Below are 19056 nucleotides of genomic sequence, written 5' to 3'. Positions count from 1 at the left end.
CCGTTCGTAAGGGGAATAGATCAACGCTATCACTTGGTCGATATTATGTAAAGCAAGCAAACGTATAATGTAATGAAAATTGACAAACGGGGAGCGGTCCAAGTGAAGGAGCAGCGCCGAAACATGGATACGAAAAATAAAACGGCGATCGTGACAGGCACGTCGAGCGGGTTCGGCCTGCATATCTGTATCGGGCTGGCATCGGAGGGGGTGCGCGTAGCGGCCTGCATGCGGCGGCCGGAAGCGGCGGAGCGGCTGCTGGCCGCGGCGCGGGAAGCCGACCGCGCGGCAGGGGCGGAAGTCGCAGCGGGCAGGGACGCAGAACCTGGAGCCGAAGCCGGCGCCGTCCGGAATCGGAGCGGAGACGCCGGGAAGACGATCGAACCGCGCGGCCTGATTCCGCTCGGAACCGGGCCGGTGTCGGGCCTGATCTTCCCGGTGGCGCTTGACGTATGTGACGACGCACGCGTGACCGAAGCGGTGGCGGACATTGGCGCAGCGTTCGGGCGGATCGATATTCTCGTCAACAACGCGGGACTCGCGATGGGCGGATTCATCGGCGAAGTGCCGATGCACGGCTGGAGGGAACAGTTCGCGGTCAACGTGTTCGGCCTGATCGCCATGACCGGCGCGGTCGTCCCGTACATGCGCGAGGCCGGAAGCGGCTGCATCATCCAGATGAGCAGCGTCAGCGGCGCGATCGGCCTGCCCGGCTACGCGCCGTACGTCTCGTCAAAGTTCGCGATCGAAGGCTTCAGCGAATCGCTCGCGCTTGAGACGGCTCCGCACGGTATCCGCACTTACGTGCTCGAACCGGCGTCGTACAAGACGGAGATCTGGGACAAAGGCTTCGCCGGCATTCACCGGGCGGAGCATTCGCCGAACGAGGCGGCGCTGCAGCGGATGCTCGATATGTCGCGTGCCAGCGCGCAGAGCGGCGGCGATCCGCGCGACGTGGCGAAGCTCGCGGTGGACCTGGCGCTCGGACGGCGGGGCCGCGGCCGTTTTCGCTATGTGCTGCCGCGCGGGGCGGCCGCGCTCGTCTGGTTCAAAAAGCGGCTGCCGGACCGGCTGGTGCAGGCCGTTATGCTGCGGATTTTGCGGCGCGGCATGAAGTAAGAGACCTACCTAAGCGGCGCATGCGGAAATTCGCTGTTGCGCTGCCGCGCCAAAAGGTGTAGGGTGAAAAGCAACTGCATAACGATACGGGGGTCCGGGCGAGCCGGACTGAGATTGAAGCCGTTTGACCGCTTCTGACCGTTAATCTGATCTGGATCATGCCAGCGTAGAGAATTCGTATCCGTCCGTGAAATCGGCGGCTTTCTGCGCATTTTTATGCCGGAAAGCCGCTTTTTTGCGCTTCCGGCAGCGAAAATGCCGGGCGAACCCTCGTCGTTACCGCAGCAAACGACTATGAGCGGGGAGAATGGGACAATGGGTATCAAAAGTGAAAAGGCGCCTTCGCGGCGCAAAGGATTGACGCTGACCGACGTATTGGTCACGGTCGTCGTATCGCTCGTGCTGGGCGTCGTCTACCATCTGTGGGCATCGGTATCGAGCATCGCGGGGCTGCTGTTCGTCCAGTCGGACGAGCTGGTCTACGGCATGTGGTTCGCCGCTTCGACGCTTGCGTTTCTGTTGATCCGCAAGCCCGGCGTCGCTCTGATCGCCGAGATCGCGGCGGCGCATCTGGAGATCGCTTTCGGCAGCGCCTACGGCATCCAACTGCTGCTCTACAGCGTCGTGCAGGGGCTGGGCGCCGAATTGGTCTTCGCGGCGTTCCGTTACCGCAGCACCAGCGCTTTCGTCGCGGGCCTTGCCGGTATCGCGGCGGCCGCCGGCTCGCTGCTGGCGGACATTTATTACGGGTACGTCACGGAATACGCGACGTGGCTGCTTATTCTGAAATATTCGCTGCGGACGATCAGCGGCTTCGTCATCGCCGGGTACCTGATGTACGGCTTGGCGAAGCTGCTCGAAAAAGCCGGCGTTACCCAGTCGCTGCGGCCGGTGGAGAGGAAAGAATACGATGCGCTGGACAGCTGAACAGCCGGAGCCCAAGGTCGAATACGCCGCCGAAGCGGAGAAGCTGCGGCTGAAATTTCCCGGCACGCCGGACTTGCTGTTTCGCGATTTGTCGCTCCGAATCCGCCGCGGCGAAAAAGTGCTGCTGCTCGGCCCGAGCGGCTGCGGCAAATCGACGCTGCTGCAGGTGCTCGGCGGCATCATCCCGCGGATCACGGAAGTGCCGCTCAAGGCGGAGCGGCTGAGCGTGCCGGATTCGGCGGGCATCGTGTTCCAGGACCCCGACACGCAGTTCTGTATGCCTTACGTCGACGAAGAATTGGCTTTCGTGCTGGAGAATCTGGAAGTGCCCGCGCCGCGGATGCGGCCGCTGATCGAACAGGCGCTGCGCGAAGTCGGGCTGGACCTGCCCGACCCGCACGTCGCGATCGGCTCGCTGTCGCAGGGCATGAAGCAGCGCCTCGCGCTTGCGTCGGTGCTGCTGCTCGCACCGGACACGCTGCTGCTCGACGAGCCGTCCGCGCTGCTGGACCCGGAAGGGCGGCGCACGATCTGGGACGCCGTTCGCCGCGTCGCCGGAGGCCGGACAGTTATCATCGTCGAGCACCGGCTCGAAGAAGTGCTGGACTGGGTCGACCGGGTCGTCCTGTTCCGGGGCGACGGCACGATACTGGCCGACGGTCCGGCGGCCCTGATCTTCGGCCGCTACCGCGCGGAGATGCGCGAATACGGCATCTGGCATCCGGAAGCCTGGCACGAGGCTTACGGGGCCGGGGCGGCTCCGGCGTCCCGGCTGGCCGGCGAGCGAGGCGAGCGGCGCGCTGTCGGCGGCGCGGCGGCATCGGGCGAAGCGGCGCTCCGCGTCGCTGCGCCCGAGCGCGTCGATCAGGCGGCTGTCGCGGCTTCGGCCGGCTATGCCGTTGACGCGCAAGCCCCCGGCGTTCCGGCCGCCGCTGCCGGGCCGCGCGCATCGGCGGCTCCGGGCGAAGCCGCCGACGCGGCCCGGCCGCTGCTTCAGCTGCGCGATTTCCGCGTGCTGCGCGGCGGCAAGGCCGTCTGCGCGGCGGAATCGGCCGCCGTCCGGCCCGGCGACCTGATCGCGCTGACCGGCCCGAACGGCGCCGGCAAAAGCTCGCTGCTGCTCGGGCTGATGGGCCTGCTGCCGCATGAAGGCTCGTGCGAATACGCGGGGGAACGCCCCCCGGGCCGCCGGGCGCTGCGGGAGACGGCGGCGCGGCACGCCGCCTTCGTGTTCCAGAACCCCGAGTTCCAGTTCGTGACGAACCGGGTGCTGGACGAAGTGTCGTTCACGCTGCGCAGCGAAGCGGCGGAGAGCGGCGCGGCCCGCGGCAGCTGGCGCGCCCGCTGGTTCGGGCGCAGCCGACCGGACGGCGAAGCGGAAGCCGGCATTCTGCGCCGGGCTTCCGACTGCCTAGACGTTTTCGGGCTTGGCGATTATGCCGAGCGCCATCCGTACCTGCTGTCGCTCGGCCAGAAGCGCCGGCTCAGCGTCGCTTCGGCTATCGTGTCGGACAAGCCGCTGCTGCTGCTCGACGAGCCGACGTTCGGCCAGGACGCACGCAACGCGTTCGCGATTCTGGATCTGTGCGAGCGGCTGCGCGCTTCCGGCCATGCCGTGCTGATGATTACGCACGAGATGGAAATCGCCGAGCGGCTGGCCACGCAAATCTGGCGGATCGAAGACGGCCGGCTGGCCTCGATCGAACAGACGGGCCGCTCCCGCGCCGACGGGCTGCGGCTGTCGAAGGAGGTACGTCCGTGAACGGATTTTTCGAACCGGCCCGCACGACGTGGCTGCACCGGGCCAACCCGGCGCTCAAGCTGCCGCTGTTCCTGCTGCTGTTCGCTTTGACGGTGCTGACGCACCGGATCGACGCTTCGTTTTATCTGGCCGTCGTATTTCTGCTGCTGCTGTTCGCCGCTTCCGGTTATCCGGCCTGGAAAACGGCGCTGCTCGCTTCGGGCTTCGCGCTGGCGTTCGCTTCCGCTTCGCTGTCGATGATCCTGTTCGGCAAAGGCACCGAGATCTGGTGGTCGCTTGGTCCGATCTCGATCTCGCAGGAAAGCTTCTATCGCGGCCTGCATCTGGGCTTCCGCTCGATCGCGTTCGGCTGCCAGGGGCTGCTGTTCGTGCTGACGACCCGCTCGACCGACCTGTTCTACGCGCTGATGCAGCGCCTGAAGCTCAGCCCCAAATACGCCTACAGCTTCATGGCGTCGCTTCGCCTCATGCCGATGGCGCTGGAGGAGCTGCGCATCCGGCGCGACGCCCTTGCCGTGCGCGGCACCGGAGGCGCCGGACGGGGCTTCGCGCCCGCGGCGCTGCTGCGCCTGCCGGAGCTGTACGCGCTGCCGCTGCTGGCGCAGAGCATCCGGCGCGCCCAGCGTACCGCCGTCGCGATGGAAGTGAAGCGCTTCGATGCCGAGCGCCGCAGAACCTACTATTATCCGTCGCCGGTTACGCGCAGCGATGCGGCCGTATTCCTGCTGCTCGCCGGAGCGGCTGCCGCCGCGCTGCTGCTGGCGCAGCTGGTGCCGGTGTTCGGGCTCGGCGACATGCGGACGAGTCCGTGAACGGGCTGCGTTCCGGGCTGCCGCAAAACCCTGCTGCTCCGAATGGAGCGGCAGGGTTTTTGTTCGGGCCAGGCCTGCGCGCGTTACTGTCTTTTTGCATACTATCGATCTTTTCGCATTCTCCATATCTATATGCACGTCCATACGCACACCCCCCGCACCCCGCACGTTCCCCGCCCCCGCGCAGCGAATCCTCATACCGCTATTTCCCGATTTTCCGCCTTTTTTGCAAACGAACGAATCCTCGTGTTCTTATTCGCTCCCATTCCGTCGATTCAGGCCGATTTCGGACAAATAACGCTGCTGCGATTCGTTAGTATGCAGTAAAAGCGTTTTTATCGCCGAATAGCGTGACCCGGGTTCGTTAGGTGAGGCGAAAGCCGCGAATTTTTCCGAATGTCCCCCACCGTCTGCGGCAGCCTGACCAGAACGCGGGCCAGTCCTTCTTTTTCCCCGAATCCGCACAAAATCCGTCCTGCCCAAGCAGAGGTTTCGCTCTTTTTCCCACAGGCTTCGATCGACGTCCGTTTGAGCGGCTTCACCCGCGGCTTTCCGTTCCGGATATTCATTTAATACTTTCAATTTTTCAAGTATATGGTATCATCAGGACGGAAGGACGACGCATTTGCGCAAGCTGCGTTCGTTCAATCGTTTGCACAAAATTCCGTTTGCGCTTCGTGCGTTTTATTGCGAAATTTCCCGGCAAATGGAGATTCCAAATGGCTCGCTCGGGTTAAACATGTTATATGTGGTTTTATACTGTCTCGCTGATTTGCATTCCCGTTCTGCTATCCTGGCAAGTCGCAACCGCCCGTTCGGGCACTTACACATCTGCGGAGAATGCTCCGCCACGCGCACAGTCGTATATATTGCCGAGGAGGTTCGTCTGAATGAAGAAAAAAGAAATGATCGCCATGCTGCTGGCCGGCGGACAAGGCAAGAGATTGAAAGGCCTGACGAAGTCTTTGGCAAAGCCTGCCGTATACTTTGGAGGAACGTACCGCATCATCGACTTCCCGCTTAGCAACTGCACGAATTCCGGTATCGACACTGTAGGCGTGCTGACCCAATACGAACCGCTCGTGCTGCATTCTTACATAGGGGTCGGAAGCGACTGGGACATGGACCGCAAAAACGGGGGCGTGTTCGTCCTGCCTCCTCACGAACGCGAAGACGGAAGCAGCTGGTACCGGGGAACGGCCGATGCCATCTCGCGGAACCTGAAGTTTATCGACCAATACGACCCGGAGCATCTGCTGGTCCTGTCGGGCGATCACGTGTACAAGATGGATTACACGAAGCTGCTCGACTACCATAAGGAAAAAGGCGCGGACTGCACCATTTCCGTCATTAACGTGACTTTGGAAGAAGCGCCGAGCTTCGGCATGATCAATACCCACGAAGATTTGAAAATTTACGAATTCGACGAAAAACCGAAGCAGCCGAAAAGCACGTTGGCTTCGATGGGCGTCTACATTTTCAAATGGGACGTGCTGCGCAAATACCTGACAGAAGATATCGACAAGCCGGATTCCGAATCCGCGCACGACTTCGGCAAAGACATCGTACCGAAGATGCTGGCCGATGACCTGTCGCTGTACGCGTATCCGTTCCAGGGCTACTGGCGCGACGTGGGCACGATCCCGAGCCTGTGGGAAGCGAACATGGACCTGCTCAACGACGATCCGGAACTGAACCTGAACGATCCGGAATGGCGCATCTACACGCGGAACCCGAACGAGCCCGCGCAGTACATCGCCCCGAACGCCAAGCTCAAGAACTGCATGGTTAACGAAGGCTGCACCGTCTACGGCGAAGTCGATCGTTCCGTCCTGTTCTACGGCGTCGAAGTCGGCGAAGGCAGCGTCATCACGGAATCGGTCATCATGCCGGAAGTGAAGATCGGCAAGAACGTGCGTATTCACCGCGCGATCGTCGATCAGGGCAAAGTGATCCCGGACAATACCGTGATCGGCGCCGACCGCGAAGACGACAGCGAAATTTTACTTATAAACGGCGACTCGCCATATTGATCCGATAGGATCAGCCCGCGAGAACTAGTCGCCGTCAAACGGCGACTCGCCATATTGATCTGATAAAGATCAGCCGCGAGAGATTGTCGCCGTCAAACGGCGATTCACCCTACTGATCCGCTAGGATCATAGGTGGGGAATTCATCGCCGTAAACGGCGACTCGCCTTACTGATCCGATAGGATCAGCCTGCGATAACTAGTCGCCGTCAAACGGCGACTCGCCATACTGATCCGATAGGATCAGCCTGCGATAATTAGTCGCCGTCAAACGGCGATTCACCCTACTGATCCGTTAGGATCATAGGTGGGGCATTCATCGCCGTAAACGGCGACTCGCCATATTGATCCGATAGGATCAGCCCGCGAGAACTAGTCGCCGTACCGACTTACCGAACGCCAACGGGCGATTACGCCATCTCGCGAACCGCACCGAGCACATAGCACGATTTTCGAACCAAAGAAAGCAGAAAAGGGACGGTGGAACCATGAAACTCATGGGTGTAATCAACTTGGACCACGAACTGGACCAACTCAGCGAATTAACCTACTTCCGCGCGGGCGCGGCCGTTCCTTTTGCGGGACGTTACCGCCTGATCGACTTCGCGCTCTCCAACATGATGAACGCGGGCGTGCAGGATATCGCGCTGTTCGTACGGCGCAAATACCGCTCGCTGCTCGATCACCTCGGCGAAGGCGGACCGTGGGATCTCAACCGCAAACGCGGCGGATTGTTCATCCTGCCTCCGGACTGGCATGACCCGACCGACATTTCCGTCGGCGACCTGCAGCATATGCACAACAACCGCGACTTCTTCGCCCGCAGCACCGGCGAATACGTCGTACATTCGGGCAGCCAGCATTTGTCCAAAGTCGACTTCTGCGACCTCGCCGCCAAGCACAAAGCTTCGGGCGCGGACGTCACGGTCGTGTACAAGCACGTGGACCTGCTTGAGCCGGAACACGATGCCTGCTTCCGGGTAGAAGTGGGCGAAGACGGCTTCGTGAACGGCATCCATAACGAGAAGGGGCATCACAACCTCTACATCGAGCTGTTCATTATGGAAAAAGGCTTGTTCATGCAGCAGATGGAATACTGCATCGCGCATGGCGACAGCTACTTTTTCCGTGACGCCATCCTGCGCAATCCGGCCGGCCTCAAAATCGCGGGTTACGAGTACACCGGATACCACGCGGTCATCAACTCGATCGAAAGCTACCATAAGAACAGTCTCGAACTGCTCGATCAGGACAAATACAAGCAGCTGTTCTCGCCGGATCAACCGGTGCAGACGAAGATCAAATACGAAGCGCCGACCAAGTACCTCGAAGGCGCCGACGTACGCAACTCGCTGGTTGCCAACGGCTGCCAGATCGCGGGCGAAGTCGACACAAGCATTTTGTTCCGCGGCGTCAAAGTCGAAAAAGGCGCCAAAGTCGTCAATTCGATCATCATGCAGAAGTGCGTGATCGAAGCGGGCGCGATCGTGGAGAACGTCATTCTCGACAAAGACGTGCTCGTCACCGAGAACCGCACGCTCGTCGGCGACTCGCGCAAACCGTTCGTCATCGCCAAGCGAAGCACGCTTTAGCAAATATTTCAAAAATTCGGAATCGCCCGGCAAGAAACCCAGCTATAAAAAATCCGGGCGATTAACCGATAATAGTATCAAACCCACGGGTCTTCTGGGCCGCCTCCATGTTTGGAGCGCGGTGGTGGAAGGCTTTTTTGCATCTTGATCCACGCCTACTGGTACTTCGACAGCTGAGTCGTTACAGACAAAACCATACTTTATTTGTCCGTCGCCGGACGTGACCGGCCAGACGGGAAAGGGGCTCAACCCATGTTCACCGATAAAGAGAAATTCAAAATCGAGTTCAAGCAGAGGCTGATCGGCAACAGCGGCCGCCAAATGCACGAAGTGTCCGAGGACGACGTCTACGCCGCGCTCGGCAGCATGATCCGCGAACGGATCGGCCAGGATTGGGCCGCGACGAACCGCGCCTATACGGAACACGGCGAACGCCAGGTTTACTATTTTTCCATGGAGTTCCTAATGGGCCGCCTGCTTGGCAACAACCTGCTGAACCTGGGCGTGCTGGAACTGGTTCGCGAAGGCCTCGGCGAGCTGGGCTGGGATCTGGAAGACATCGAAGAATACGAAGCCGACGCGGGACTCGGTAACGGAGGGCTTGGCCGCTTGGCCGCCTGTTTCCTCGACTCGCTCGCTTCGCTCGGCTATTCCGGACACGGCAACGGCATTCGTTACCGCTACGGCTTGTTTGAACAGAAGATCATCGACGGCCATCAGGTCGAACTGCCGGATTACTGGCTGCAAAAGGGCAACGTCTGGGAAGTGCGCCGCGGCGACAAAAAAGTCAACGTCCGCTTCTGGGGGAACGTCGAGAGCCATGAACAAAACGGCCGCCTCGTGTACGAGACCAAAAACGGCGAAGACGTCTGGGCGGTGCCTTACGACGTGCCGATCGTCGGCTACGAGAATTCCGCGGTCAACACGCTGCGTCTGTGGAGCGCCGAATCGGCTGCCGATCCGACGCGCGGCTTCGGAGGCAACTATTACAATTTCCTGGACTACAAGCGTTCGGTCGAGACCGTGTCCGAATTCCTCTACCCGGACGATTCCCAATACGAAGGCAAGCTGCTGCGCCTGAAGCAGGAATATTTCCTCTGTTCCGCCGGCCTGCAGAGCGTGCTGCGCACGTTCGACAAACTGCGTCTACCGCATGACCGCCTGGCCGACAAAGTCGCGATCCATATCAACGATACGCATCCGACGCTGGTCATTCCGGAGCTGATGCGCATCCTGATGGACGAAAAGGGCTTCGGCTGGGAAGACGCCTGGAGCATCGTGACGCGCACCGTGTCCTACACGAACCATACGATTTTGAGCGAAGCGCTCGAAACGTGGCCGGAGCAGATGATCCGCGAACTGCTGCCGCGCGTCCACATGATCATCGAAGAACTGAACAAACGGTTCTGCGCCTCGCTGCTGGAGCAGTACCCGGGCGACCAGGAGCGCGTGTCGCGCATGGCGATCATCGAAGGCGGGCAGATCAAGATGGCGCATCTGGCGATCCACGGCAGCCACAGCATCAACGGCGTGGCCGCGCTGCACACGGATATTCTCAAGAAGCGCGAAATGAAAGACTTTTACGAACTGTACCCGGAACGTTTCAACAACAAGACGAACGGCATCACGCACCGCCGCTGGCTGATGCACGCCAATCCGGAACTGGAGAACCTGCTGGAAGAGACGATCGGCTCCGCCTGGAAAAAGCAGCCCGATCAGCTGAACGAACTGCTCAAGCATACCGGCGACGCCGTCGTGCAGGAGAAGATTCGCAGCGTCAAGCGCAAAAACAAAGAGCGTCTGGCCGCGTATATTCATAAGAAGCACGGCGCGACCGTCGATCCGAATTCGATCTTCGACGTGCAGGTCAAGCGGCTGCATGCGTACAAGCGCCAACTGCTGAACGCGCTGCATATTATGGATCTGTACAACCGGATCAAGGAGAATCCTGCGCTCGACCTGACGCCGCGCACGTTTATTTTCGGCGCCAAAGCGGCTCCGGGTTATTATATGGCCAAGCAGATCATCAAGCTGATCAACAATATCGCGGACACCGTCAACAACGATCCGCAGACCAAAGATCTGCTGAACGTATTTTTCCTGGAAAACTACTCCGTCTCGCTGGCCGAAAAAATCGTGCCGGCGGCCGACGTGAGCGAACAGATCTCGACCGCGGGCAAAGAAGCTTCGGGCACCGGCAACATGAAGTTCATGATGAACGGCGCGTTGACGATCGGCACGCTCGACGGCGCCAACGTCGAAATGTACGAATCGCTCGGCGACGAAGGCATGTACCTGTTCGGACTGCGGATCGAAGAAGTCGAGCAGTATTACCGCGAAGGCGGCTACTCGGCGCAGGGAATCTATAACAGCGACGATCGTGTCAAAAAAGTGCTGGATCAGCTTATTCAGGGCCCGTTTTGCCAAAACGGCCAGAGCTTCGATTCGATCTACCATTCGCTGCTCAGCCACAACGACGAATACTTCGTCCTGCGGGATTTCGCGGACTACGCGCAGGCGCAGGAGCAGATCGGCATCGATTACCGGAACACGAAACTGTGGACGGAAAAAGCGATTCTCAATATCGCCAAATCCGGCCGTTTCGCCGGCGACCGCACGATCGGCGAATACGCGTCGGACATCTGGGGCATCAAGCCGGTCGGCGTCGGTAGCCGCCTGACCACGCGCTGATCCAATTTTTTTGCACAGCCGCTCACTCAATAGAAACGGAAGCCGCTCTTTTCGGAGAGCGGCTTTTTGCCATGATTTGGACAAAGAGGCGGCAATAAGCGCGCACGTTTGGAAATAACTTGCTTCTTGCGGCAGGAATTCGTACAAAGACGCCGAATCCTATCTCTAACGCGTAAAAGCTTGCCGTTTCCCAGTCGTGGATCGAGTCCGGTTCGTTATTCGATCATCCCGTTACCTGAACTTTTTGCAGAGGAGCGAGCCCCATGAAGATCAGATTCGCCCAACCTGAAGATGCCGCCGGCATTGCTCAGGTTCATGTCGACAGCTGGAAAACGACGTACAAAGGCATTATCGCGGACGCTTATCTGGATAAGCTGTCCATGGAAGAACACCGCACCCGGTGGGAGAAGCGCCTGAGCCAACCCGAACCCGGAGAAGGCGTGCTGGTCGCCGAGAACGAACGCGGCCAGGTGTGCGGCTTTCTCGATTACGGCGTAGACCGCGAAACGGGCAGGGCGCAGGAGGCCGAGTTGTACGCCGTGTACCTGCTGCAGAGCGAACAGCGCAAAGGCATCGGCCGCGCCATGTTCGGGGTACTGCTGGAGGAGCTGCGCAAAAAAGGCTACCGTTCGCTTATGGTTTGGGTGCTGGAACAGAACCCGGCCGTTCGTTTTTACCAAAAGCTCGGCAGCGAGGAAATTGAACGCAAAGAGATCCGGATCGGGGAGCAGTCCTTTACCGAGATCGCTTTGCATTGGCCCGATATCGTTCAGCTCACGATCTGAAGGGAAGAGTGCGACTCCTCATGACTTTTCATCTTGATGCGCAAACGGTCTATATTTCGCTCATTTGCGGACATCTGCTTACTGTCGTTTTGCTGAGCGCTTATCGTCGAAGCGAGAGCCGGGATCACTCGATCTCGCTTTTTTTTACCGCCAAGCTGCTGCAGTCCGGAGCCTGGGCGCTGATGCTGCTCAAAGATCAGATCGGTCCGCTGGCCGTCCTCTCGCTGTCCAATACGCTGCTGTTTCTCGGAACGGCGCTCGAAGCCGCGGCTCTGCTGCGGCTTCAGGGAGCGCTGACGCCCCGGGCGAAGCGGATCGGGACGGCAGTGGTGCTGTCGGCCGTTTTGTCGTTCCATGCGGCTATGCTGCTGTACAATGAGGAAGCCGTGCGCATCGTGATCGCTTCCGTGTTCTCGGCCGCGCTGATCGCGCCGCCGGCGCTTCGGCTGCTGGCCGTGCGGGAGGCGCCGGCGCTGCGCAGGCTGATGGGCGTTCTCTACGCCTTCGTCGCCGCCGCGCTGCTGATCCGGGCTTCATCCGCCCTGTTGGGCGACGGAGCCGGAGCGCTGCTGTCCGCAAGCGTCAGCCGCAGCCTGTTCTCGCTTGCCGCCTACCTCACGATGATGCTGGCCAATACCGGCTTCGTGCTGCTCGCCAAGCAAAAAGCGGACGAAGAACTGCTGCGGCTGGCCAGCCTCGACGACCTCACCCAGATCTGGAATCGGCGTACTTTTCTGAACAAAGCGGGCGTCGTATTGGATCAACATGCCAAGCGCGGTTGTCCGGTGTCTTTTCTGCTGTTCGATATCGACGGCTTCAAACGGATCAACGATACGTACGGGCACGATATCGGCGACCGCGTGCTGCGGGAGATGAGCCATATCGTCTCGCGGCAGCTTGGGCCGGCCGACCTGTTCGGGCGCTACGGCGGCGACGAGTTCGCGATTTTGCTGCCGGGCTTCAACGAAGCCGAATCGACGCTGCTGGCCGAACGCATCCGCGCGGCGGTGACCGCTTCGGGCACGTATACGCTGAGCATCGGCGCGCTGACGTTCGTGCCCGAACACCGCTCCGAACTGGAGCGGGTGTACAAATGCTGCGACCTGGCGCTGTACGAAGCGAAGAAGCATGGACGCAACCGGGTGCATCGCGCGGAAAAAGAGTACGCGTCGCAAGAAATGCCGGATACGCAGGCCGTGCATATATGAAGCGAAATAGCCCAAAACGGAACTTGAAACAGGTATTTATATAATTTTCAGGAAATTTCGCAAAAAATGATGATTTTTCATCTTTGCCGTGCTAAGATACGTTTTGTTTCAATATGTCGGAATTTTCATTTCGGCATCATGATGCCAAACGATCGAAGGAGGGCGAAGAGATGAAAACGAAAAACGGAGCCGCCGCAGCCAAACTTCCGCTGGAGCGCGAATTCAATCTGTTCCGTTTGACCTGGCCGATATTCCTGGAAGTCTTTCTGTTCATGTTGATGGGGATCACTGATACAATGATGTTGAGCGGCGTATCGGATGATGCGGTAGCGGCCGTCGGTGCGGCCAACCAGGTCATCTCGATCGCCATCCTCATTCTTGAAGTCGTGGGTAACGGCGCCGCTATCGTTATCGCGCAATATTTGGGAGCCCGCAACCATTACGAGGCCGCCAAGATTTCCGGCTTGTCGCTGACGCTCAATCTGATGCTGGGCCTGACCATGAGCGCGTTCTTCCTCGTGTTCGGCCATCATATGATGGTTGCGCTGAACCTGCACGGCGATATTCTCGCCTACGCCAAGTCGTATATGCATATTGTCGGCGGCGCGATTTTCCTGCAGGCGCTGATCAATATGCTGTCGGCCACGATCCGGACGTACGGACAGACGAAGCTGACCATGTTCGTGGCGCTCGGGATGAACATCCTGAGCGTGGCGGGCGGTTACGTCATGATCTTCGGTCACCTCGGCTTCCCCGCGATGGGCGTCGAAGGGGCCGCGATCTCCACGGTGATCAGCCGCGCCGTCGCGGCGGTCGTGCTGTTCTGGATGCTGTACCAGGTCATGGAAGTCCGTATCCAATTCAAGTTCTACATTAACCTCACCCGCGAATATATTATGAAAATTTTGCGGATCGGCGTGCCGTCCGCGCTGGAACAAATTACGTACCAGTCGTGCCAGATGATCTTCTTCTTCTACGCGACGTTCCTCGGCGCCCAGGCGCTGGCCGCGCGACAATACGCGACGAACATCTCGATGTTCATCTATCTGTTCGCGGTCGCCGTAGCGATCGGAACAGGCATCATCGTCGGCCGCCTCGTCGGCGCGAACCGCAAGGAAGACGCTTACCATCAAGTGTGGAGCAGCGTCAAACGGGCGCTCGTCATCACCGTGATCGTCGATCTCGTCGTGATCCTGCTGCGTCATCCGCTCGTGGGCCTGTTCACCGACGACGCGGACATTATCCGCATGGCAACGCAGGTGCTCGTGCTGAGCATTGTACTGGAGACGGCCCGGACGTTCAACATGATCGTCATCGGTTCGCTCCGCGCCGCCGGCGACGCCAAGTTCCCGGTCTACGTCGGACTCGTCTCGATGGTCGGCATCAGCCTTCCGCTCGGGTACGTGCTCGTGTTCCAGATGAATATGGGCCTGCCCGGCATCTGGCTCGCGATCGCGGCCGACGAATGGATCCGGGTAGCCGTCATGTACATGCGCTGGAAGAGCCGGGTCTGGAAAAAGCATTCGCTGATCGAGCATCACGAATCGGAGCAGGGCGAGAACCGCACGTCTTCTCCGGCTCCGTCAGCTTAAATCCGGCACGGCCCGCATAAAGCCTGTTTTCTTTCCTCCACCGGGGATAAGGGAAGCAGGCTTTTTTGTCGTTTCAAAAGAAAAACCCGTCATAAAGAGACAAGCGCACTTTTGAAGTGTAATAACATTACGTATACCCGAACTTACATAGCGGTCGCCGGACGGAATTTTGGAAAGCGTTTGCGGATCGGCCGCTCGACGAACGAAGGGAGAGAACAAAATGAAGGTATGGGTCATTTGCGAAGATCGCTGGCATCCCGCGGACACGATCCGGCAGGGCTTGGCGCAGCTGGACGAGAACGAATTCCAATTTACGCTGACCGACCGCGTGGAAGAGTTCGATCCCGCGCGCCTGGGTGATTATCCGGTTGTGCTGGTGTGCCGTTCGAACAGCCAATCGGACGAGGAAAAAGCGTACTGGATGAACGAAAACGTCCAGCAGGCGTTCGAGCATTACGTCGAGCGCGGCGGGGCACTGCTGGCCGTGCACGCAGGCACCGCCGGCTATGACAAGGAAGAAGGGCTGTTCCGCCGTCTGCTGGGCGGCGTGTTCACGCATCACCCCGAAGCGTGCGAAGTGACGATCCGGCCGGACAAGCAGCATCCGATCGCGGCAGGCATCGAAGAATTCGCCGTGCACGACGAACACTATTTTATGGAATGGGAAGATCCCGTCGCGGACCTGATCATGACGACGGTATCGAAGCACGGCGCCCAGCCGGGCGGCTGGACGCGCACTTACGGGCGCGGCCGCGTGGCCGTGCTGACGCCGGGGCACGAGCTTGGCGTATGGACGCATCCGAGGTATTTGCGCCTGCTGCGCAGCGCGCTGTACTGGTGCGCCAAGCAGGCGCCGGCCGGGCAGTCGATCTAAGGCCGCCCAAGCAGCAATCCAAGAGGAGGAAGAGAGCATGGACAGAACCGCATGGATTTTGAATTTGCGCGAACCGTTCGGAGCGGCATTGGGACGGGAACTGGTATCCCGCGGCTGGAACGTGATCGGCGGCGACCCCGCGCCTTCCGAAGCAGGGGCAGAGCGCCAGCCCGGTACGGACAACGGAAACGGAACGCCGGGCGAATCGGCCGAGCAGAGAGCGGCCGACGACGGCTGGGGCGGCACGATCGCTCCCGCTTCCGAGGCGCCGGCTCTTCCGGGCAGCGCGGTCGAAGTTTCCTCCGAAGCTTCTATTGAAGCATCCACCGAAGCATCCAAAGAAGCATCCACCGAAGCTTCCTCCGAGCCGCCGCGGAGCGGCTGGACGCACGGCTCGCATATCGGCGAGAACCGCGACATTCCGACCGGCACCGGCACGTCGGGACTGGACGATTTTGAAGGTTCGGTCGCTTTCGGGCCGGAGACCAACGCCCGCCCGAAGCTTGGAGCCAGCGATCCGGCTTATGCCGAAGAAGACGAACGCCCCGCTCACGGAGCGGACCCGAACGCGTCGAACGCGGCCGGAGCTTTTGTCGCGGCGGAAACTGAGCCTTCTGCGGAGCAGGCGCCGGAAGCGGCGCATAGGCTGCAATACGCCGAGCGGCCGCCCGGCGGCGCGGAGCGCGGCGCAGAAGCGGCGCCGCCGGCCGCTGCCGGAAGCGCGGCGGAGCCTTCCGCTGCGGTTGCGGACACCGCGCAGCGGCTGCCGGAGCACGGCCGGCTGCATGTCGTGCCGCTGGATGCGCGGCAGCCCGGCGCGCTGGGCGAAGCGGCGCGCCTGACGGCCGAGCTCTCGGGCCGCCTTGATCTGCTGGTGTTGAATGCGGGCGAGATCGCGCCCGGGGCTGCCGCTTCGCCGCAGCCGGGCCTGCCGCAGGGCGGCCCGGATGACGCTGTAGCCGGCGCTTCGCTGCCGGCCGCGGCGGACAGCGGCGCCGAAGAGACGACGGACGGGCGTCTCGGCGATTACGAGACGTACGCGCTGACGCCGCTGCGCGCGGTCGAGCGGCTGCTGCCGCTGATGGAAGGCGCAGACGGGTTGAAGCGCATCTGCTTCGTCTCGTCGCGCGAAGGCAGCATCTCCGCAGGCGAGCATGCGGGGCCGATCGGCCGCGCCATGGCCCATACGGCGCTGCATATGCAGGCCCGCCTGCTGTTCAACGACCTGCGCCGGGACGGCTACACGTTCCGGCTGTACGATCCCGGCTTGATGCCGAAGCCTGCGGGCGATTCACATGCGGGCGAAGCTTCGGCGGCGTCGAACGCGCCGATGACTTCGCTGCCGGCTTCGATCGCGGAAGCCGCGCGCTTTGCCGCCGGATTTTTCGCCAATCCGCATGCCAACGAAGACCGAATCGTACTGACGGGAAGCCGCGGCGAAGAATGGCCGTTCTGAGAGGAGCCGATGACAGATGAATGCACATAACGCCGTGATTACCGGCGCGGACCGGGGACTCGGATTCGCGCTGGCCGAAGGACTGCTTGAACGCGGCTGGCGCGTATTCGCCGGCAGCTATTTGCCGCATTGGCCGCAGCTCGCCGAGCTGCGGGAACGTTACCCCGACCTGTTGGTCATTCTGCCGCTCGACGTGTCTTCCGACGCTTCCGTGCAGGCCGCCGCGGCGGCTGTGGAAGAACGGACGCGCAGCATTGATCTCTTAATCAACAACGCGGGCGTCATTACGGACAAGAACGAAGATGCGATTCGTGTCCCGCAGGATTACGAAGAGATCATCCGCCTGTACCAGGTCAATTCGCTTGGACCCGTACGAACGAGCGAAGCTTTCCTGCCGCTGCTGGAACACGGCGAACTCAAGCGGCTGTGTTACGTTTCGTCCGAAGCGGGCAGCATCGGCAAAGCCGAGCGAACCGCCTGGTTCGCCTACTGCATGTCCAAAGCCGCGCTCAACCGCGGTATCCGCCACCTGTTCGGCCGCCTGCGCCCGGACGGCTACACGTTCCGGCTGTACCATCCCGGCTGGATGCGCACCTACATGTCCGGCGAACGCAACGCCGAAGCCGAACTGGAACCGTCCGAGTCGGCCGCGCCCGCGCTGGACTACTTCCTCGGCAGCACGCTGCCGTGGGACGATAAAGCGCACGCGATCGACGAAGACGAACTCGTCATGCGCGACTGGCAGGGGCGGGAGTGGCCCTGGTAGGGTGCGGAGAATGAAAAAGAAGCCGTCCGCGTTGGCGGACGCTTCTTTTTGCCAATGCGGACGGAAGATCCGAACATGCTAACGAACTCTGATCCCGCTATTTGCGCCCCAGCTCGTTTTTACGTCTACTAACGAATCGTCATCACGCTATTTGCTCCAAAATCGCTTAAATCGACCTAATTGCATTCAATAAGGATACGTCGATTCGTTAGATGACGAAAAACGCCGAATAAGAGCAAATAGCGATAGCAGGATTCGTTAGAACTTCGGGCAGCCGTGTCTGCCTTCGCTTGGGACTGGCGATCTGACGATTTAATGATCTGACGGTTTGACGATCGAACGATTTGATAATCGAAACTACGAAACAAACCCGACCCTCCATAGGGAGAGTCGGGTTTGTTTGCATGCTTACTGCCCATCTTGCTATCTGCTTTTCCGTTCCCGGCCCCGCCTATTCCCAGGAAGAAATCGTCGTCAGCTTCCCGGTAAGCGTGTAAGGTCCGAAGCCGGCCGGCAGAATGAAGTGGTCGCCTTTGGACAGTTCGTATTCGCCGGATTCGCTGTGCAGGGTGCCGGCGCCGTCCAGAATGCTTACGATCGTGTAGCGCTCGCGGGCGTCGAATGAGGCGCTGCCGTCGACTTCCCATTTTTGCACGGTGAAAAAGTCGTTCGAGACGAATTTGGTCACGGTCACGCCGTCGAGGCGATCGGTCTCGTACGCGCCGCCGGTGTAGGACTGGGGCACGGTGGTCACTTCGATCGCTTTTTCCAGATGCAGCTCGCGGCCCTGGCCGTTGGCGTCTGTGCGGTCATAGTCGTACACGCGGTACGTCGTATCGGAACTTTGCTGCGTTTCCAGCACGACGATGCCTTTGCCCAGCGCATGAATCGTACCGCTTGGCACGTAGAAGAAATCGCCCGGCTTCACTTCGATTTGCGTCAGCAGCTTTTCCCACTGGCCGGCTTCGATCATCGAACGCAGCTCTTCATGCGACTGCGCGTTATGGCCGTAGATGATCGACGAGCCCGGTTCGGCATCGACGATGTACCAGCATTCGGTTTTGCCCAGCTCGCCGTTCTCGAACTGCCGCGCGTACGCGTCGTCCGGGTGGACCTGAACCGACAGATCGTCGGAAGCGTCGAGGATTTTGGTCAGCAGCGGGAACACGTCGGACTCCGAATCGCCGAACAGCTCCGGATGGTCGACCCACAGATCGCCCAGCTTCGTGCCCGCGTAAGGGCCGTTATGTACGACGCTTTGTCCGTTCTTGTGGCCCGATACCGCCCAGCATTCGCCGGTCTTGTCGTTGGGAATCTCGTAGCCGAACAGCGTGTTCAGCTTGGTTCCGCCCCAGATGCGTTCCTGGAAAACGGGCGTCAGAAAAATCGGTTCGTTCATGGGTTATACGCTCCTTTGGCTTGTGGATTTGAAGATTGCGGA

At 60.4% G+C, this 19056-nt stretch carries 14 protein-coding genes and 1 riboswitch; of the genes, 13 read left to right on the top strand and 1 reads right to left on the bottom strand.

The window, feature by feature from the left end:
* Window positions 1-123: 123 nt before the first annotated feature.
* From FFV09_RS06185 to FFV09_RS06125, 13 genes are all read left to right on the top strand, one after another.
* On the top strand, window positions 124-1119 hold the full coding sequence (locus tag FFV09_RS06185; protein ID WP_141446991.1) for an SDR family NAD(P)-dependent oxidoreductase: 996 nt from the start codon (window positions 124-126) through the stop codon (window positions 1117-1119).
* A 76-nt stretch (window positions 1120-1195) separates the two neighbouring features.
* Window positions 1196-1310, top strand: a riboswitch (TPP riboswitch).
* A gap of 124 nt (window positions 1311-1434) precedes the next feature.
* On the top strand, window positions 1435-2046 hold the full coding sequence (locus FFV09_RS06180; RefSeq protein WP_141446989.1) for an ECF transporter S component: 612 nt from the start codon (window positions 1435-1437) through the stop codon (window positions 2044-2046).
* Window positions 2030-3808: an ATP-binding cassette domain-containing protein gene (locus FFV09_RS06175; RefSeq protein WP_141446987.1), complete on the top strand. Its 1779-nt coding sequence runs from the start codon at window positions 2030-2032 to the stop codon at window positions 3806-3808. Before FFV09_RS06180 ends, FFV09_RS06175 begins: the two co-directional genes overlap by 17 nt.
* The gene (locus tag FFV09_RS06170) at window positions 3805-4620 is read left to right on the top strand and encodes an energy-coupling factor transporter transmembrane component T family protein (protein WP_141446985.1); all 816 of its coding nucleotides are present in this window, start codon (window positions 3805-3807) and stop codon (window positions 4618-4620) included. The genes FFV09_RS06175 and FFV09_RS06170 overlap by 4 nt, the downstream gene beginning before the upstream one ends.
* A gap of 890 nt (window positions 4621-5510) precedes the next feature.
* A complete protein-coding gene (locus FFV09_RS06165) occupies window positions 5511-6653 on the top strand; it encodes a glucose-1-phosphate adenylyltransferase (RefSeq protein ID WP_141446983.1) in 1143 nt (380 codons plus the stop codon).
* A gap of 486 nt (window positions 6654-7139) precedes the next feature.
* The gene (gene glgD, locus FFV09_RS06160) at window positions 7140-8243 is read left to right on the top strand and encodes a glucose-1-phosphate adenylyltransferase subunit GlgD (RefSeq protein ID WP_141446982.1); all 1104 of its coding nucleotides are present in this window, start codon (window positions 7140-7142) and stop codon (window positions 8241-8243) included.
* Between the two features lie 252 nt (window positions 8244-8495).
* Window positions 8496-10934 (top strand): glycogen/starch/alpha-glucan phosphorylase, encoded by a 2439-nt coding sequence (locus FFV09_RS06155; protein ID WP_141446981.1) that lies wholly within the window; start codon window positions 8496-8498, stop codon window positions 10932-10934.
* A 263-nt stretch (window positions 10935-11197) separates the two neighbouring features.
* On the top strand, window positions 11198-11719 hold the full coding sequence (locus FFV09_RS06150; protein WP_141446980.1) for a GNAT family N-acetyltransferase: 522 nt from the start codon (window positions 11198-11200) through the stop codon (window positions 11717-11719).
* A 20-nt stretch (window positions 11720-11739) separates the two neighbouring features.
* A complete protein-coding gene (locus FFV09_RS06145; RefSeq protein WP_141446979.1) occupies window positions 11740-12927 on the top strand; it encodes a GGDEF domain-containing protein in 1188 nt (395 codons plus the stop codon).
* Window positions 12928-13097: 170 nt separating this feature from the next.
* Complete coding sequence (locus tag FFV09_RS06140) at window positions 13098-14519, top strand: MATE family efflux transporter (RefSeq protein ID WP_141446978.1); 1422 nt, start codon at window positions 13098-13100, stop codon at window positions 14517-14519.
* Between the two features lie 220 nt (window positions 14520-14739).
* The gene (locus FFV09_RS06135) at window positions 14740-15393 is read left to right on the top strand and encodes a ThuA domain-containing protein (RefSeq protein ID WP_141446977.1); all 654 of its coding nucleotides are present in this window, start codon (window positions 14740-14742) and stop codon (window positions 15391-15393) included.
* 37 nt (window positions 15394-15430) lie between these two features.
* Window positions 15431-16849 (top strand): hypothetical protein, encoded by a 1419-nt coding sequence (locus FFV09_RS06130; protein WP_141446976.1) that lies wholly within the window; start codon window positions 15431-15433, stop codon window positions 16847-16849.
* A gap of 16 nt (window positions 16850-16865) precedes the next feature.
* Window positions 16866-17615 carry an SDR family NAD(P)-dependent oxidoreductase gene (locus FFV09_RS06125; RefSeq protein ID WP_141446975.1) on the top strand — a complete coding sequence of 250 codons (750 nt, stop codon included), beginning with the start codon at window positions 16866-16868 and terminating at the stop codon, window positions 17613-17615.
* A 451-nt stretch (window positions 17616-18066) separates the two neighbouring features.
* Here FFV09_RS06125 and manA read toward each other — a convergent pair whose 3' ends face one another.
* Window positions 18067-19014 carry a mannose-6-phosphate isomerase, class I gene (gene manA / locus FFV09_RS06120; RefSeq protein ID WP_141446974.1) on the bottom strand — a complete coding sequence of 316 codons (948 nt, stop codon included), beginning with the start codon at window positions 19012-19014 and terminating at the stop codon, window positions 18067-18069.
* Window positions 19015-19056 lie beyond the last annotated feature (42 nt).

The sequence above is a fragment of the Saccharibacillus brassicae genome (genome assembly GCF_006542275.1).
Lineage (GTDB): Bacteria > Bacillota > Bacilli > Paenibacillales > Paenibacillaceae > Saccharibacillus > Saccharibacillus brassicae.
This window is presented reverse-complemented; position numbering and strand designations above follow the sequence as displayed.

What these genes read in the sequence shown, in the direction of transcription:
- FFV09_RS06135 (WP_141446977.1), top strand. Translation starts at nt 14,740, where the DNA reads ATGAAGGTATGGGTCATTTGCGAAGATCGCTGGCATCCCGCGGACACG.
- FFV09_RS06150 (WP_141446980.1), top strand. Translation starts at nt 11,198, where the DNA reads ATGAAGATCAGATTCGCCCAACCTGAAGATGCCGCCGGCATTGCTCAG.
- FFV09_RS06155 (WP_141446981.1), top strand. Translation starts at nt 8,496, where the DNA reads ATGTTCACCGATAAAGAGAAATTCAAAATCGAGTTCAAGCAGAGGCTG.
- glgD (WP_141446982.1), top strand. Translation starts at nt 7,140, where the DNA reads ATGAAACTCATGGGTGTAATCAACTTGGACCACGAACTGGACCAACTC.
- FFV09_RS06125 (WP_141446975.1), top strand. Translation starts at nt 16,866, where the DNA reads ATGAATGCACATAACGCCGTGATTACCGGCGCGGACCGGGGACTCGGA.
- FFV09_RS06180 (WP_141446989.1), top strand. Translation starts at nt 1,435, where the DNA reads ATGGGTATCAAAAGTGAAAAGGCGCCTTCGCGGCGCAAAGGATTGACG.
- FFV09_RS06145 (WP_141446979.1), top strand. Translation starts at nt 11,740, where the DNA reads ATGACTTTTCATCTTGATGCGCAAACGGTCTATATTTCGCTCATTTGC.
- FFV09_RS06185 (WP_141446991.1), top strand. Translation starts at nt 124, where the DNA reads ATGGATACGAAAAATAAAACGGCGATCGTGACAGGCACGTCGAGCGGG.
- FFV09_RS06130 (WP_141446976.1), top strand. Translation starts at nt 15,431, where the DNA reads ATGGACAGAACCGCATGGATTTTGAATTTGCGCGAACCGTTCGGAGCG.
- FFV09_RS06140 (WP_141446978.1), top strand. Translation starts at nt 13,098, where the DNA reads ATGAAAACGAAAAACGGAGCCGCCGCAGCCAAACTTCCGCTGGAGCGC.
- FFV09_RS06165 (WP_141446983.1), top strand. Translation starts at nt 5,511, where the DNA reads ATGAAGAAAAAAGAAATGATCGCCATGCTGCTGGCCGGCGGACAAGGC.
- FFV09_RS06175 (WP_141446987.1), top strand. Translation starts at nt 2,030, where the DNA reads ATGCGCTGGACAGCTGAACAGCCGGAGCCCAAGGTCGAATACGCCGCC.
- manA (WP_141446974.1), bottom strand. Translation starts at nt 19,014, where the DNA reads ATGAACGAACCGATTTTTCTGACGCCCGTTTTCCAGGAACGCATCTGG.